The organism is Legionella sp. km772 (assembly GCF_003989735.1).
In the GTDB taxonomy this organism is placed as follows: Bacteria; Pseudomonadota; Gammaproteobacteria; order Legionellales; family Legionellaceae; genus Legionella.
The window spans coordinates 12,728-27,200 of record NZ_RZGQ01000027.1; the positions used below are offsets into that span (position 1 = coordinate 12,728).

Below are 14,473 nucleotides of genomic sequence, written 5' to 3' on the forward strand. Positions count from 1 at the left end.
TTTACCCATGGATAATATACTGGATAACCCCGAGTATTATATTAATAGAGAGTTTTCTGCTATAGCATTTAATCAACGCGTTTTAATGCTCGCCAATGATGAGCGCGTACCGCTTTTAGAACGAATGCGTTTTCTTAGTATTTGTAGTAGCAATTTAGATGAGTTTTTTGAAATCCGCGTAGCCGGACTTAAAGAAAAAATAGCGATGTCATCCGGTAAATTAACTATTGATGGTTTACGGCCAGACGAAGTCTATAGCCAGATAAGTCAAAAGGTCCACTTGTTAATTGATGAACTCTACAGTATTTTCAATAAACAGCTGCTACCTGCCTTAAGTAAGGAGAATATTCATTTTCTGGATACACATCAATGGACCGATGACATTCATATTTGGGCAAAACATTATTTTAAGCATGAGATTCAGCCTATTATTAGCCCTATCGCTTTAGATCTCGCCCACCCCCTACCGCGTTTAATCAATAAAAGTTTAAATTTTATTATCTCTTTGAGTGGTAAAGACGCCTTTGAACGAAATATTAATTATGCGGTGGTTCATGCCCCAAGAACCATACCCCGAATGATTCATCTTCCTTCAGAATTATGTGATGATGGCCATTACTTTGTTTATTTGTCCTCAATTATTAAAACTCACGTTAATAGTTTATTCCCCGGAATGGAAATTAGTGGCTGCTATTCCTTTCGTTTAACTCGAAATAGTGACTTATTTCTCCGTGAAGAAGAAATTGATGATTTAGCTAAAGCGGTGCAACGTGAAATTTTTTCCCGCCATTACGGCCACGTAGTGCGTTTAGAAATTGAAAATAAATGCCCCGAACAAATTGTTGATTTCTTATTACAAAAATATCATCTTCGCTATGAGGATACTTATTTTTGTGACGGCCCAGTTAACATCCAGCGTTATATGAATGCCATTAATAGCATTGATCGACCTGATTTGAATTACCCCTCCTTTATTGCCCAATACCCTAAATTCCCTCATGGAGAACGTAATTTATTCAATGTTATTGATGAGCAAGATATTTTATTACATCATCCTTATCAAAGCTTCGATGTGGTCTCTGATTTCCTGCGCCAGGCCGCCAATGATCCTAATGTTTTAGCCATAAACCAGACCTTATATCGTACCCACTCCGAATCCATTATGGTTGATGCTTTAGTCGATGCCGCCCATTCAGGAAAAGAAGTGACCGCGGTTATTGAACTACGCGCCCGTTTTGATGAAGAATCTAATTTGCGATTGGCTAATAAATTGCACGCCGCAGGGGTGCTGGTTTTGTATGGGGTAGTAGGCTATAAAACCCATGCAAAAATGACCTTGGTAGTGCGCAGAACCCATGGAAAATTAAAGCGCTATGTGCATGTAAGCACCGGAAACTACCACGAACAAACTGCTAAACGCTATACTGATATAGGCTTACTTACCTGTGAGCCCACGATAGCCTCTGATGTCCAAATTATTTTTCAACAACTGACAGGCTTAGGCCGGGTAGTTAAATTAAAAGCATTAAGCCATGCCCCCTTCACTTTGCAAAAAACCTTGTTACAACATATTGAGGAATGCAGTGCAGCGGCCGCTAATGGTATTGATGCAGAAATAATGCTTAAGGTTAATGGTTTGACTGATAAAGTAACCATCCAAGCTTTGTATAAGGCCTCACAAGCCGGAGTGAAAATTAATTTATTAGTCCGGGGAGTTTGCTGTTTAAAGCCAGGATTAGAAGGAGTATCAGAGAATATACGCGTACTCTCTTTTATCGGTCGCTTTCTTGAACACCATCGAGTTTATTATTTCCGTATTAATGATGTGGAACATTTTTTTTGTTCCAGTGCGGATTTAATGGAACGCAATTTATACAACCGCATTGAAATAATGTTTCCCATTCTCGATGAGGATTGCCGTAAGCGAATAAAAAATGAAATCATAAAAAATTATCTTAAAGACAATAGTAATACCTGGGAAATGCAAAGTAATGGCTCATATAAACCTAGCATTGAAGGCAATAATTCTGCGCAAGAAAAACTAATTTCCTTATATGAAGACAAAGATAGTTCTCTTTAGACTGGGGGCTTATATTCTAGGTTAACTCTGCGCTAACCTAGAATCAGGCCTAACCATAGAAAACCTACCTTTTATTTAATTAAGGTCTTGTGCAATTTCCCAGGCTCTTCACATACTAAACGCGGAACTAAATAACCGGGTAATAAAGCTTGTAAACTTTCATGAATTGCCCGAGCCTTATCGCGCGCTAAATCAAAATGTGCCGCTCCTTTTACTTTATCCAAAACGTGCAAATAATAAGGCAAAATTCCATATGAAAATAAGGCCTGACTTAAATTCTTTAACAGTTCAGGGTCATCATTAACCCCTGCTAATAGAACCGATTGACTTAATAAATGACAACCACTTTGCTTTAACCCCGCACAGACTTTTTTTACCTCATCGTCAAGCTCTTGCGCATGGTTGCAGTGTACAACCAGAACTTTATGCAGAGGGGAAGACGCAAGTAAGTCCAGCAACCCCTGCTCAATACGCTCAGGGAATACAATAGGGATACGTGAATGGATACGTAAAGTATGGATATGAGGGATGTCTTCCAAGCGCCTAAGTAATTGCTCCAGCACTAAATTACTGACTAGCAAAGGATCGCCACCACTCAAAATAACTTCGGTTATCGTATGGTCTTTTTTTAAATAATCAAAGATAGCATCCCAACCCAAACGGCCTGGATTATTACTCTGATAGGGAAAATGACGACGAAAACAATAGCGACAGTTCACTGCACATGCGCCAGTTAAAGTTAAGAGCACGCGGCCATGGTACTTATGAATTAAGCCTTTCACAGGATTGGCTTGCGCCTCTTCTAGGGGGTCTAACTCATATCCTGGTACCTCAGCCAGTTCTTGAGGTGAGGCTAAAACTTGTAATAATAAGGGATCGAGAGGGTTCCCCTTTTGCATGCGTTGGGCAAAACTTAAAGGAATACGGCTGGGAAATTGTTTCTCGGCTAAAGCAGAGCCCCCCTGAGGTAATTCTAAATAAGTTAATAATTCATCGGCCGATGAAAAACCCGTTGTTAATTTTTTTTGCCAACTCAAAGAGGAATCTCGCATTAATTGTACAGACTTGATAAACTGTGCGAACTTTAGCGAAAATGCAAGAAAATCTCAACTGTGGAGAGAAAATGGCCAATTATAGTACTAATGAGTTTAAAAATGGTTTAAAAGTAATGGTAGATGATGCACCCTGTAACATTCTAGAATGTGAATTTGTTAAACCAGGAAAAGGACAAGCTTTTACCCGGATTAAAATTCGTAATTTAAAAACTGGACGGGTTGTTGAACGTACGTTTAAATCGAATGAAACCTTACCTTCTGCTGATGTGGCCGATGTAGAAATGCAATACCTCTACAATGATGGAGAACAATGGCATTTTATGGTTCCCGATAATTTTGAGCAATATGCGATGAATGAAGCAATTGTCGGTGAAGCTAAGCAATGGTTAAAAGATCAGGATATTTGCATTGTTACTTTATGGAATAATGAACCTATTCAAGTACAACCCCCAACCTTTGTTATTCTAGCGATTACTGAAACCGATCCTGGCGTACGTGGCGATACCTCAGGTGGTGGTGGAAAGCCGGCTATCTTAGAAACAGGTGCAGTAGTACGGGTTCCTTTATTTATCCAGACTGGTGAACTGATTAAAGTAGACACGCGTAAAGGCGAATACGTTTCTCGAGCGAAAGAATAATACCCCCTCGGATAACGAGTTTGATTTGTAGGTTGGGCCTTTAGCCCAACAAGCGTCGAGCCTTGGCTCGGCCTACAAAGGTGGATGGAATTAATAACTCTTAGTAACCATTATAAAATCCGCCACCCCAATAGCCGTTGTTTCCCCAAACATAACCGGTATTGTAATAATAATAATTATTGCCCCAATAAGGACGATTATTATAATAGCCTACGGAATAAACATAATCATTACTGTAACCAGGATCGTACACTACCGCATAACCAGGGTCATAAGCTACCGTATTGACAGCGACTGTATCTACTGTTGTAGCACAACCAGCTAATAGTAATAAAGGGGCACCCACTACAACTGCAACAACTAATTTGTTCATATTTTGCATCCCAGCCAATGAGCGTATATTAATTATACCATATGATTAAATTTTAATCAAAGAGGGCGACGTTCATTCACAGGTGATAGGACACTAGACCTAACTCGGCATAGGAAGCCTAGACTATATTAATAAGAAGGTGGGCTATTAATTCGCAGAAGAATAATAAGTACAGGCAACGACTTCCCAGTCACTGAGCCGCAACTCTTTGACACAACGGGGGTCTATGTTGAGCTTTAGGTTTCCCACTATCGCGTGCGGGCTTACACACCACTCACCAAAACCGACCTCCTTCTCTGAAATTATTTACTGGTTCAGCTAGGATCAGTCATTACCTATATGTTGTAATAATAGACCATGACAACCAGATATGTAAAATTTTTATACAAATTATTTATTCATGCCCGTTCGATATAAATGATTTGCTGAAGCTTGCACCGTCGGCATGATTATGAGTTGCTCAATATTGACATGCGCGGGACGACTTATACAATAAAGTATCGAGTCGGCTACATCCTCAGCAACTAAAGGTTGAAAATCTTTATAAAACTCTTTTGCTCTGTGCTCATCTTGCCAGCGGACGATACTAAATTCGGTTTCAACCGCACCTGGGGCTATTTCCGTCACTCGCACGTTGCTTCCGAGCATATCAAGGCGCATCGATTTAGAAAGCGCATGTACCGCGTGTTTGGTAGCCGCATAGACATTGCCATTGGGATAACATTCATGACCGGCAATGGAGCCTATATTCACGACATGCCCGCTATTTCGGCTTATCATCTGCGGTAAGACCGCCTTGCTTACATACAATAGACCTTTAATATTAGTATCAATCATGGTATCCCAATTGTCCTCAATTCCTTGTGCTAAAGGCAGGGTATCTAAAGCTAGGCCAGCATTATTGATTAAAACATCTATAGGCTGCCAAACAGGAGGGAGAGCATGGAATTGGCTTTCTACTTGCGCTTTATTGCGTACGTCTAAAGGAAGTAAATAACAGTCAGTACGGTGTTGGTTTTTTAGCTCCTGTTGCAGAGCTTCTAAACGCTCAATCCGGCGAGCACTCAAAATTAATTTTGCGCCTTGTGCGGCAAATAAACGAGCACAAGCCTGACCGATACCACTTGAAGCTCCCGTTATTAAAATGATTTTATTGGATAAGCTATTCATTAGGCAAAACTCCTTGCCGCCCCCTAGGGAAGAGGGCTTAATTTAGGTAGAAAGAATAATTACAAACTATTTAAAAAGGTGCAAGATAGCATTGATAATAATAAAAAGAACAATGAGCACCGGGAACAAAAACGAGGTTGACCCTCTATTAATGGGTTTAGTCCCTTTATTCACATCGACAGAAAAACTATCTTGGCTAGTAGAATCATAAAAAGTATCTTTATCCACAGCAATGGCTTGCGGGATTAACTGCTCTGATTGTGTTTTTATTCGCGTTGATTGCTTAACTGCTGTACCAATAGCCAAAAACTCCACCAGACCATTTCCCAATTGGTAAACATAGGTTTTCACACCGACAATATCATCAGCACCAATGGCTTTTGCCTCGTCAGTAATAATGCCCAGCGCATTTTCTCGCGCCGCATAAATCATCCGCGTTAATTCATTAATCTCACCTTTAAAAAGGGATTTTAATGTGGAGGTAATGCCTCCTACAAGCCCTAAAGAAAACACTGAGGTGCCTAATAATAATTTTACCGGTTCATAACCCATGTTGGCCATGCTCCACATTTCTATATTAGTCATATCACTGGTAACCACTTCATTAACGCCATTGGTGGCTAATTGCGCATTATAGGAGGCGGTACCAATCATGAGCATCTCATTAACACCACCAAAGGGTAAGATAGTGGTTCTAATACCTAAGACCGCGTTAGCTTTATATTGTTTGGCATGCTCGCTAATGCGATTTAAAGCAAGGTGACGAGTATGGTTAAACATATCTGAATATTCTTTAATTTCCCCCCGGCCTAAGGTTTTTAACCCGCCTAATAAACCGCGCGCCACCCCCATGGAATAAGCCACATTACCAAAAGAAAAGCAAATGGGCTGAAAGCCGGCGTCCAGCTGAGCATAGAGCTCTTGACCATCATCGGACGTCGAGAATTTATGTGATTCAACATCGTTATTGGAATGAATCACTGAGCCTATCGATAAAAATTCAACATTGCTTCCGTGGACAATTAACTGGCTAGTTACCCCGGTAATTCCCGATGCTCTATGGGCAGCAGCTTCTTGCAGCATTCGTTTGTAGGCCGTCTCACGTCCTTCCTCAATAAGTTGGGTGATTTGCGTTAACTCCCCACCTAACATCGCTTTTAAGCCGGAGCCCACACTCCGCATCATTCCTAAAGAATGCACACTATTACCCACCACCAAGGAGCCTGGTTTATAATTTTTTTTCGCTAAACAAAAGACCTCATTACCTGATAATCCGGTGGTCACAGCCATGATGTTTTCCTATTTATTTAACTTCTTATAGTGTAGCTCCCTTTGTATAATTTGCTTACTATTGAAAAACTTAGTCCCGGGCTTGTTCTGCTACTGATGCTATACTGAAGAAAATAATAATGCAGGGAGCTTGCAATGTCGCATCAAGAATGGCCGGCTGCAGAATATGCCATCGGTTCCTATATTCAAGCCACTATTGCCGAACGCTATCTTAATCGTCTAACGATTAAAACCACTGATAAAGTGCTGGATGTTGGTTGTGGCGATGGAAATTTTAGTAAAAGAATTTTAGATAGATTGCCTTATGGAACCCTATTAGGTATTGATGCGTCCGAAAATATGTTGCAATTAGCAGAGGAGGTCAAAAAAGCCTATCCTAATTTCTCTACCCAACAAGCCAATGTTACCAGCATGAATTTCCAGGGACAATTTGACTATCTGGTTTCTTTTTGGTGTTTACAATGGTCGCAAGATATTCACCAGGCTTATAGCCATATATTCCACGCGTTAAAAAAAGGCGGCAAATTTTTGACTTTGTTCCCATTAGGTGATGATCCCTATATCCAAAGTTATTATGCGGTAAGAGAAAGCCAACAATTCCCTGTCTTAAATAATTTTACCGCACCGGTAGATTACAGTAAGTTCGCTAATTTAGAAGAACAACTAGCCTCCATACCCTTCCACAGCTTAAGGATAGAACGGTGCCAACAACAATTGATCTTACCTTCCTTAGAGGTCTTTAGAAAATTTGTTAATGGCATTGCTTTTTACCAAGGACAAATTGCTGCGGAAGAAATAAAGACGATTAACGAGGCAATGGTGGAGCACTACCAAAAAGAATGCGAGGCTAACTATGACGGTGAATATCAATTTAATTTGAGTATCTTTTTAATAACGGGAGAAAAATAATAATGAAGAAATATTCCTTATTCTTTTTGTGCCTTTGTTGTTCATTTAAGGGTTTTACGGCTGGATTTTCTCTGGCGAGCCCAGCCTTTTCAGCGAATGGGATGATTCCACCGGCATTTACTTGCCAGGGTGCAGACAAATCTCCGCCCCTCGTATGGAGTGATATTCCGGCGAAAACTGTCTCCTTAGCACTAGTAGTAGAGGATCCCGATGCGCCCTCAGGTCCCTGGACTCATTGGCTAGTGTTTAATATTCCCCCTTCTGTTACTAAACTTGAGATAAACAGCCTACCTGAAGGTGCCTTACTTGCATTGAATAGCTGGGGAAATGCCAAATACCAAGGCCCTTGTCCTCCTTTAGGTGCCCATCGCTATGTGTTTACCTTATATGCCCTGGATAAAATGTTAAGCTTAAGCAATGGGGCCGCAACCCGAACCGCCTTAGATGATATGACCGGGCATGTGATCGGTAGTGCCATCTTAAGTGGACTATACCAAAAAGAATAATTGCTTAATAAGCTAGTCTGTAAGCTTAAGAGGCAGCAATCAGTTTTTTCACCTTGTTGACAAAGCTCGGACCAGGATCGGTTTTGTCGGTTTGATAATTGGGATCTTTTTCTAACCATAAAGGAGTATTTTTAAATTGCAAATACTCGTTATGACCGATCAGATAACGGATGTTGGGATATTTCTGTTTTAAATGGCAGACGAGAAACGCATTTGCCTTTACTTGTGCCTCAGTCAAGTCATCTCGACCGTCAATACCACCGATGTTTTCAATACCAATAGCATTATGATTTAAACCAATGACATGACGTGCCATCCAATTATCAGGCATTAACTGATAAATCGTTCCATCCTTATCCACTAAAAAATGGCTCGAAACATTTAAATCATCAGGTAATTCCTTACGTCGGGGCGAATTCGCGGGTAAAGCGGGGGAATTAAAAATACGAAAGGTAGTTTTAAGCGAGGCAATACAGGTCCAATGTAAGACAATGATCTTAGGCTCAATGGTAATCGATTTAGAATTAATGCCGTAGTGACTTAATTGATATTTACGGGTTAATTGCATCCGCTCATTATCAAATTGGATAGGTTTTTGATGAATTACTTGGGGCTCATAGCAAGAAAAAGCATAACCAAGATTCGTCGCTAAAAAAAGAATTAGGCTGAAAATTTTCATCTAGGAAGTATAACATAAAAAGTTAAGCAGCTATATTAGTCAACACCTTTTACACGCCAAAACGAACCTAAAGCTAATTAAAATCCTAAGCAACCCGCTTTATAAAGCAACTAAAATTCAAAGTCTTAGGATTTGTACTTAAAAAAATAGGGCCGGTGTATTTGCAATTCAATGAGGCAATGTTAGGATGCTGAACCGGTTTTCAATATTGAGGTTAATGATGAAAAAATTATGTTTAGTAGCGCTTTGTCTGGTTTCTTTTTCAATGAATAGCTTCGCTTGTGGCTGCAACGCTAATAAAAACGATGCAACAAAAGCAACCAGCGAACAAAAATGCACCTGCGATAAGGCTAACAGTACTTGTGATAAATGTGCTGCCAAATCGAGCTAATTCACCATTTATTCTGGGTTGGGCTATGGCCCAACCTTTATCCGGCAAAACGATTCAGTAGGGCGAAACCTAAGCTTGAGGGAAAATGTTTACACGTCCTTTATTTTGCAGCCATTCCCCTATCGCCTTCTTGCTTTCCTCGATGACGAATACTACTTGCTGATACAAAGATTCTAAGCATCCGGCATCGTGAACATGCTCCGCACGCTCAAGCAGTTGACAAGCCATTTTAAGCCTTACTGTACCGACGTAGACCGCGCCCCCTTTAATTTTATGGGCAATATTTTGCACCTCTTGCCAATCACCGGCAGCATAGACCTTTTGGAGCATCAAAAGATCCTCAGGTAAGGAAATCTTAATCATAAATAATAACATTTGGGCTAAGACCGCTTCACTGCCAATATGCTGCAATGCTTGTTGCACGTCTAACAGCGGGTAAGACGATAAGTCAAAGCGCTCTTTATTTTTAGTATACAACTTAGCCGATTTTGTTTTCATTTAATCTGCACATTACCTTACTTAAACTAAGTATAGGAGTGCCACGCTAATTAATGAATTTCTTCCCAATAGTTGCCTAAGATACTAAGAGCGGCGGGGGAACGTAATTTTGTGGCTTCATCCCTGAATCAACCTCACTAGGAGCTGCAAAAAAGCTTAGGGACGAATGGGCAACTTGCTGCAGGTAATGCTCTTGCACTTGCAATAATCGTTTATGACGCAAAACGCACTCTTCAAACCCTTGGCTTATTGCTGTTAAACGCTGATTAACCCCTAAGGCCTCGGCAGCAATTTGTTGAAACCCTTGCTCTTTTTTTGTGAGCAAATCCTGAAGCTGGGTTAAAAAATTACTGTTATTTTCTTCCCCTTTAATAGCTGCCTTAGATAAATTACTAACCAAGTTAGTTAAAATTACTTGGGTCTGCTTTACTTTATCGACTTCGGTTATCATGCCCTGTTTAACTAGGGCTAAATCAGCCACCGTCTCATCAAGCTGGTCCTTGGTTCGCTGATAATCGGCTAATGCCGTCTCTAATTGTTCTTTGCGGCTATCAAGCAAAGTATTTTGTTCTTTTATTTGTCCTTGTAAACCGGTAATAACTTCTTGCAGTTTAGACTTAGCCTTTTGCAATTCGCTTTCCACTTGCCTAAGGGAGGCTACCGTGCTCATTAAAAGCTTATTTTCTTGGGCTAATTTTTCTAATTGCAGCACAAGCAAGTCATTGTGTTTCTGCAATACACTACCTGCATTTAACAAGCTATTAATACATAATTGCTTTTTTTCCTGACTTAGGTAGTTTTCAAAGAGCTCTAGATTTAAATTTTTAATACGCGATTTTAATTGCCCCTGCTGATGTTGCAGCTCGCTGATAATTAGCCTTAATTGTTCCTGCTCAATCACACTTTTGGCAAGTTCTCCTTCAAGGTTTTGCTTGCTAAGAACGAGACTTGCAATGTCCCTTTCCTTGGTCTTTATGTTGAAGACTAAATAGCGCCGTTGCTTTAATAGGGAAGCCAACTCCCTCTCGCAGCGCTCAATTTGCTTCCCTTGCTGGAGTGCATGTTCATTTTGCTTTCCCTGGTCCACCACTAAGGTTTGGATACGCTCCCTTAAAGAAAGCTCTAAGTGCTTATACTTTTCTAACTCGAGTAATAATTGGGTCTTTTCCTCAAACTTAGCCAGTAAATCCCGTTCTAATTCAGCAATCCGTTGATCATTTCGCACTAACAAGCGAATTTTTTCTGCCACCACAGCACGTAAGGCTTGGTTCTCACCCATTAAGGACTCATTAATTTGCGTTAATACCTTATTTCGCCCACTTAGGTCGCTTAAGGATGACTCTAATTGTTGTTTTTCTCCATTAAGGGTGCTTAGCTTAGCCAAGGCAACCGTTTTATCACCTAAGGCCGAGCTTTGATAATGGTCGAGTTCTTTAGAGAAGGAATTTAGCTCATCGCTTAGCTGACTAAGCTCATCATTAATTAAGTTAATACCTTGCTGTTGAGCTTGAGTATCCTCTGTATGTTGTTTTTTATAATATTCAAACAGAGCAATAGCAAAAGAGGAAAAAACCAAACCACAGGCGCCCACCACCAGCAGACTCGTTAGTGATAAAACGATTCCCGTTATCAGCATAGGTAGGGAAAAAAAAAGTCCTCCCATTATTTTTTGCCATAGAGGCCTGGCTTCAAGGAATAAAATAAAGCGTGCAACTAGTTCTTTTGCGTTATTTTTTTGAAAAAGGGAGGGTATTTTAAGAGTCAGGGTTTTTATTTTACCCGGAAATAACTGGGCCTGACTTAACTGTTCGCTCCTTGGCATAATAATCCTTTATCAACGTAACTTCCCTGAGCTAAGAATTTTATCGCAGCAACCTAATTCAGTCATTATTTTTTTCTTACTTAAGGAGATGACTGAATAGTGATGATCCGATAGAATGGACAGTAATAAGCCAACTTAGGGAATAATCACGGACTATAAGGATATGATGAATGACAATAACCTCCCCTTTCAATGGAACAAATCCTCTATCGCCTCTATCACAAACTATTAAAAAACCGAGTGATCTGCATGAGCAATTGGATTTTGCCCAAAAGCGATTGTTAGCCTGCCTTGATTCACTCACCAGTCATTCGAGCATTTTTACTAAGGCGTCCCTAACGTGGCATCAGTCGCCTTGGTGGCAAAAAATTACAGTGGCCTCGATTGTTTGTTTTCCACTGATAATTGGCCTTATTTGCCAAGTGAGCGGCTTAGCATTAGTAGGATTAAGCCTAGTAATTTTTGCTAGTCTATCCTTATTCTTAGTAGAAAATCATGTACAACAACAGCAATTGCAAACCGCAGAAATTAAAGCGACTGTCCAAGGCCTTATGCAACTTTTAGGAACCATACTTAAAAACTTAGAAAGCTTGAACCAACAATTGGGAGAAGAGGTGCAAACAATAAAAGAGCGCAACGAATTACTCGTGAGCAGATGTGGCGAGTTACAAGAGGAAACACAACGCTTAGCAAATTCTAACCACTCTTTAGATCAAAACCAAAAAGAACTCCTTAGCGTGCAAGCACAATTAAAAACTACCATTCTTACTATTGATAGCACCGTCAGTGAACAAACCCTCTTATTAAATAAAAACCAGACTTTATTAGACGAGACAACCCTAGCCTACCAAGAAAATCAACAGCAATTAGCGGCAGCTATTGGTGAATTAGACGAGGTAAAAAAACTCTTAGCTGTAGAGGTAGACAAAGCGCAGCGAGTCACCCAAACATTAAAAAATGCTGTGCAGGTGCTAGGTCAAGAAGCGCTAGGCGACCAGCACCGCCGTGATCAGTTTTTCCAAAAGTTAGATCGTTTCATTAATGATCAAGAGATGCAATTTGATATGATTGTTAAAGGTTTAGCAGTCTCTGGGCAACAGTTGTCAGAAACGGCAAACGAAATAAAAGCAAATAGCTTACGATTTAATCATCTACTGGCGCAACAAGAACAGCAGTTAGCCCGCCTAACTAAACTAGAACTTCCTCAGGTGAGTGCAGCAGATCTAAAGCTAGCGCGGCAAAAGCATGGGTTTTATAATACCCCTGAACCACAGAGCAAAGCATTTGCAGAGCCTACAAGGACTGCAATTTTAGCAGCATAAGCAAAATTATTTATACAAATAGAATCTTAGTTAACCCTGATTTTTCTGGTAACCATCACCTTTTTTTGTTAGAGTAGCTCGCTGGATTTATCCTCTTTGTACTTTTACAAAGCAGTTTTGAATTTACTAAACAGGATGTTAAAGGGTGTATGTAGGGATATATCAACCTCTTCTCTAGGGCTAATTAAAACCTACCGCTTGTCTTTTGCTAAATTCTGTTTTACTTACCTTTGGAGTGTTTATGAAAAAACTTTTTATGTCTGTAGGTCTAAGTTTTAGTTTAATTGCCGCTGCATTCGCTCACAATGATTCTCTAGAGCAACTAAACTCGCAAGTAGCTGAATTATTGAGTCCCTTTCAAAATCAGACCACGATTGCTCAATTAGTTTTTGATAAGCTTGAACTAAGTGCCGAACGTACTAACAATCTCGCTCTTCATGCCCTCTATCGCCAAGTAGGTCAACAAAATATATTCGAACTTAAATTAGATAACCTAAGTTACAATTATGAAAATGAGCTACCTAAAACTACCTTTAAAGGCTCTTTAAGCACTGATCTCACCCAGATTATTTCTCAAGATCAAATTAATGATTTAGTACCAGGTGCGGCTGAACTCATTGAGCAAATCGTAAGTGACTTTGTCCGTGAATATGAAGATGCGGTCTCGGTTAAAGGGGATGTAACCTCAATCACTCAGGATGCTGAAGGAAATTATATTGGTTTAACTGCTTTATTTTCCATGAAAATAGATCTCAATAAACTTCCAGAATATAAATCCATTGAGGAAGTGATGATTACTGATGCTATGGTTTCTATGAGTTTAAACGTTAAAACTGGCTTTAGCTTAGATGCCGTTCTTATTAGCAATCCAAAATATCTAGGCTTTAACCAGGATGAGCGTGGATTAAAAGAAATGCTGGAGCAATTATTAGCAGGAAACGAAGAAGCCCTCGGCGCGATTGAAGATCTGGCCATGCGAATAGACGAGCTTGCTAATGATATTTTAGGGAAGCGACTCAATTTATCTACTTATTTTAAGTTTAAAAAATAATTAGATATTTCATACTTTTAGCGCCTCCATTGCTGAGGCGCTTTTTGTCGTTATCGTAATTTTTTTGTAAAGATTTAATCCTTAATACCTCCTTAAGCTTTGCTGTTTTACACTGATGAAAAGCAAAGAACTGGGAGACCTATCATGTCCAATAAAAAACTTACTGAACGTTTAAATAATGAGCTTGACGAACTTGGTGTTCCAACCCTGATGACGGAACGGGTGCAAGTTTGTTCTAAACTGTTTAATCTGCCTAAATTCAAAACTGAAGCATTATTAAATGGTATCGTTACAGTGGATTCAACCTACATGCAGAAAATCGCTGATGAGCTTGATGTGAGTATGGATTGGCTTTTTGGTAATAAAACTACTCATTAAGGCTTCAGTTGTAAGTACTCTTCAAGGGATAGTACCTTTTCTAGAAAGAAGCGCGCTATCTCTTGCTAGGTACTTTAAGCGGCTTAAATTTTAAATGTTTTTTAAACAAGTATTGCTATTAAACAACACTATGCTAAATTCCTCCCCTCGTCCATTTTAACTTTCCAATAATGAAAAAAAAAATAATTATTAGGCAACGTCCCTGAAGTTTTTATAGACAAGATTTTATTTTGAATTGGTCACAGATTTTTTAATTTCACTTCGATCTACCCCCTCTCCCGCGATAGGAACTTTGATAGTATGATGATGCC

Annotated in this window: 15 protein-coding genes; 8 read left to right on the forward strand and 7 right to left on the reverse strand. The window is 39.7% G+C overall.

Annotated elements, in window-relative coordinates; translation table 11 throughout:
- Window positions 1–7 precede the first annotated feature (7 nt).
- Entirely contained in the window at window positions 8–2,080 is a 2,073-nt protein-coding gene (ppk1, locus tag ELY15_RS05040) for a polyphosphate kinase 1 (protein WP_199744170.1), read from the forward strand.
- A gap of 71 nt (window positions 2,081–2,151) precedes the next feature.
- On the opposite strand, the gene epmB is transcribed toward ppk1, so the two are convergent.
- On the reverse strand, window positions 2,152–3,132 hold the full coding sequence (epmB, locus tag ELY15_RS05045; RefSeq protein WP_127098568.1) for an EF-P beta-lysylation protein EpmB: 981 nt from the start codon (window positions 3,130–3,132) through the stop codon (window positions 2,152–2,154).
- Window positions 3,133–3,203: 71 nt separating this feature from the next.
- Here epmB and efp point away from each other — a divergent pair, with 71 nt between their 5' ends.
- Window positions 3,204–3,773, forward strand: coding sequence for an elongation factor P (efp, locus tag ELY15_RS05050; protein ID WP_127098569.1), 570 nt, complete (start codon window positions 3,204–3,206; stop codon window positions 3,771–3,773).
- 100 nt (window positions 3,774–3,873) lie between these two features.
- Here the strand turns inward: efp and ELY15_RS05055 are convergent, their stop codons facing one another.
- From ELY15_RS05055 to ELY15_RS05065, 3 genes are all read right to left on the reverse strand, one after another.
- Window positions 3,874–4,146 carry a hypothetical protein gene (locus ELY15_RS05055; protein WP_127098570.1) on the reverse strand — a complete coding sequence of 91 codons (273 nt, stop codon included), beginning with the start codon at window positions 4,144–4,146 and terminating at the stop codon, window positions 3,874–3,876.
- Window positions 4,147–4,536: 390 nt separating this feature from the next.
- Window positions 4,537–5,316: an SDR family NAD(P)-dependent oxidoreductase gene (locus tag ELY15_RS05060; RefSeq protein WP_127098571.1), complete on the reverse strand. Its 780-nt coding sequence runs from the start codon at window positions 5,314–5,316 to the stop codon at window positions 4,537–4,539.
- Window positions 5,317–5,382: 66 nt separating this feature from the next.
- Window positions 5,383–6,606 carry a heavy metal-binding domain-containing protein gene (locus tag ELY15_RS05065; protein WP_127098572.1) on the reverse strand — a complete coding sequence of 408 codons (1,224 nt, stop codon included), beginning with the start codon at window positions 6,604–6,606 and terminating at the stop codon, window positions 5,383–5,385.
- A 135-nt stretch (window positions 6,607–6,741) separates the two neighbouring features.
- Here ELY15_RS05065 and ELY15_RS05070 point away from each other — a divergent pair, with 135 nt between their 5' ends.
- Together ELY15_RS05070 and ELY15_RS05075 are read left to right on the forward strand one after the other, a co-directional pair.
- Entirely contained in the window at window positions 6,742–7,515 is a 774-nt protein-coding gene (locus ELY15_RS05070) for a trans-aconitate 2-methyltransferase (protein WP_127098573.1), read from the forward strand.
- Window positions 7,516–7,517: 2 nt separating this feature from the next.
- Complete coding sequence (locus ELY15_RS05075) at window positions 7,518–8,021, forward strand: YbhB/YbcL family Raf kinase inhibitor-like protein (protein WP_127098574.1); 504 nt, start codon at window positions 7,518–7,520, stop codon at window positions 8,019–8,021.
- 25 nt (window positions 8,022–8,046) lie between these two features.
- Here the strand turns inward: ELY15_RS05075 and ELY15_RS05080 are convergent, their stop codons facing one another.
- Window positions 8,047–8,700, reverse strand: a complete 654-nt coding sequence (locus tag ELY15_RS05080) for an N-acetylmuramoyl-L-alanine amidase (protein WP_127098575.1) — start codon at window positions 8,698–8,700, stop codon at window positions 8,047–8,049.
- A 217-nt stretch (window positions 8,701–8,917) separates the two neighbouring features.
- Between ELY15_RS05080 and ELY15_RS16055 the strand changes: the two genes are divergently transcribed.
- Window positions 8,918–9,091, forward strand: coding sequence for a hypothetical protein (locus ELY15_RS16055; RefSeq protein ID WP_158617413.1), 174 nt, complete (start codon window positions 8,918–8,920; stop codon window positions 9,089–9,091).
- 69 nt (window positions 9,092–9,160) lie between these two features.
- Here the strand turns inward: ELY15_RS16055 and ELY15_RS05085 are convergent, their stop codons facing one another.
- Both ELY15_RS05085 and ELY15_RS05090 read right to left on the reverse strand, forming a co-directional pair.
- Complete coding sequence (locus ELY15_RS05085; RefSeq protein ID WP_127098576.1) at window positions 9,161–9,589, reverse strand: Hpt domain-containing protein; 429 nt, start codon at window positions 9,587–9,589, stop codon at window positions 9,161–9,163.
- Between the two features lie 76 nt (window positions 9,590–9,665).
- A complete protein-coding gene (locus ELY15_RS05090) occupies window positions 9,666–11,411 on the reverse strand; it encodes a hypothetical protein (protein ID WP_127098577.1) in 1,746 nt (581 codons plus the stop codon).
- Between the two features lie 170 nt (window positions 11,412–11,581).
- Here ELY15_RS05090 and ELY15_RS05095 point away from each other — a divergent pair, with 170 nt between their 5' ends.
- The 3 genes from ELY15_RS05095 to ELY15_RS05105 all read left to right on the forward strand — a co-directional run bounded on the left by ELY15_RS05095 (window position 11,582) and on the right by ELY15_RS05105 (window position 14,162).
- Window positions 11,582–12,733: a hypothetical protein gene (locus tag ELY15_RS05095; protein WP_127098578.1), complete on the forward strand. Its 1,152-nt coding sequence runs from the start codon at window positions 11,582–11,584 to the stop codon at window positions 12,731–12,733.
- A gap of 241 nt (window positions 12,734–12,974) precedes the next feature.
- The gene (locus ELY15_RS05100; RefSeq protein ID WP_127098579.1) at window positions 12,975–13,784 is read left to right on the forward strand and encodes a hypothetical protein; all 810 of its coding nucleotides are present in this window, start codon (window positions 12,975–12,977) and stop codon (window positions 13,782–13,784) included.
- Window positions 13,785–13,928: 144 nt separating this feature from the next.
- Window positions 13,929–14,162 carry a hypothetical protein gene (locus ELY15_RS05105; protein WP_127098580.1) on the forward strand — a complete coding sequence of 78 codons (234 nt, stop codon included), beginning with the start codon at window positions 13,929–13,931 and terminating at the stop codon, window positions 14,160–14,162.
- The last annotated feature ends 311 nt before the right edge of the window (window positions 14,163–14,473 follow it).

What these genes read in the sequence shown, in the direction of transcription:
- ppk1 (WP_199744170.1), top strand. Translation starts at nt 8, where the DNA reads ATGGATAATATACTGGATAACCCCGAGTATTATATTAATAGAGAGTTT.
- epmB (WP_127098568.1), bottom strand. Translation starts at nt 3,132, where the DNA reads ATGCGAGATTCCTCTTTGAGTTGGCAAAAAAAATTAACAACGGGTTTT.
- efp (WP_127098569.1), top strand. Translation starts at nt 3,204, where the DNA reads ATGGCCAATTATAGTACTAATGAGTTTAAAAATGGTTTAAAAGTAATG.
- ELY15_RS05055 (WP_127098570.1), bottom strand. Translation starts at nt 4,146, where the DNA reads ATGAACAAATTAGTTGTTGCAGTTGTAGTGGGTGCCCCTTTATTACTA.
- ELY15_RS05060 (WP_127098571.1), bottom strand. Translation starts at nt 5,316, where the DNA reads ATGAATAGCTTATCCAATAAAATCATTTTAATAACGGGAGCTTCAAGT.
- ELY15_RS05065 (WP_127098572.1), bottom strand. Translation starts at nt 6,606, where the DNA reads ATGGCTGTGACCACCGGATTATCAGGTAATGAGGTCTTTTGTTTAGCG.
- ELY15_RS05070 (WP_127098573.1), top strand. Translation starts at nt 6,742, where the DNA reads ATGTCGCATCAAGAATGGCCGGCTGCAGAATATGCCATCGGTTCCTAT.
- ELY15_RS05075 (WP_127098574.1), top strand. Translation starts at nt 7,518, where the DNA reads ATGAAGAAATATTCCTTATTCTTTTTGTGCCTTTGTTGTTCATTTAAG.
- ELY15_RS05080 (WP_127098575.1), bottom strand. Translation starts at nt 8,700, where the DNA reads ATGAAAATTTTCAGCCTAATTCTTTTTTTAGCGACGAATCTTGGTTAT.
- ELY15_RS16055 (WP_158617413.1), top strand. Translation starts at nt 8,918, where the DNA reads ATGATGAAAAAATTATGTTTAGTAGCGCTTTGTCTGGTTTCTTTTTCA.
- ELY15_RS05085 (WP_127098576.1), bottom strand. Translation starts at nt 9,589, where the DNA reads ATGAAAACAAAATCGGCTAAGTTGTATACTAAAAATAAAGAGCGCTTT.
- ELY15_RS05090 (WP_127098577.1), bottom strand. Translation starts at nt 11,411, where the DNA reads ATGCCAAGGAGCGAACAGTTAAGTCAGGCCCAGTTATTTCCGGGTAAA.
- ELY15_RS05095 (WP_127098578.1), top strand. Translation starts at nt 11,582, where the DNA reads ATGACAATAACCTCCCCTTTCAATGGAACAAATCCTCTATCGCCTCTA.
- ELY15_RS05100 (WP_127098579.1), top strand. Translation starts at nt 12,975, where the DNA reads ATGAAAAAACTTTTTATGTCTGTAGGTCTAAGTTTTAGTTTAATTGCC.
- ELY15_RS05105 (WP_127098580.1), top strand. Translation starts at nt 13,929, where the DNA reads ATGTCCAATAAAAAACTTACTGAACGTTTAAATAATGAGCTTGACGAA.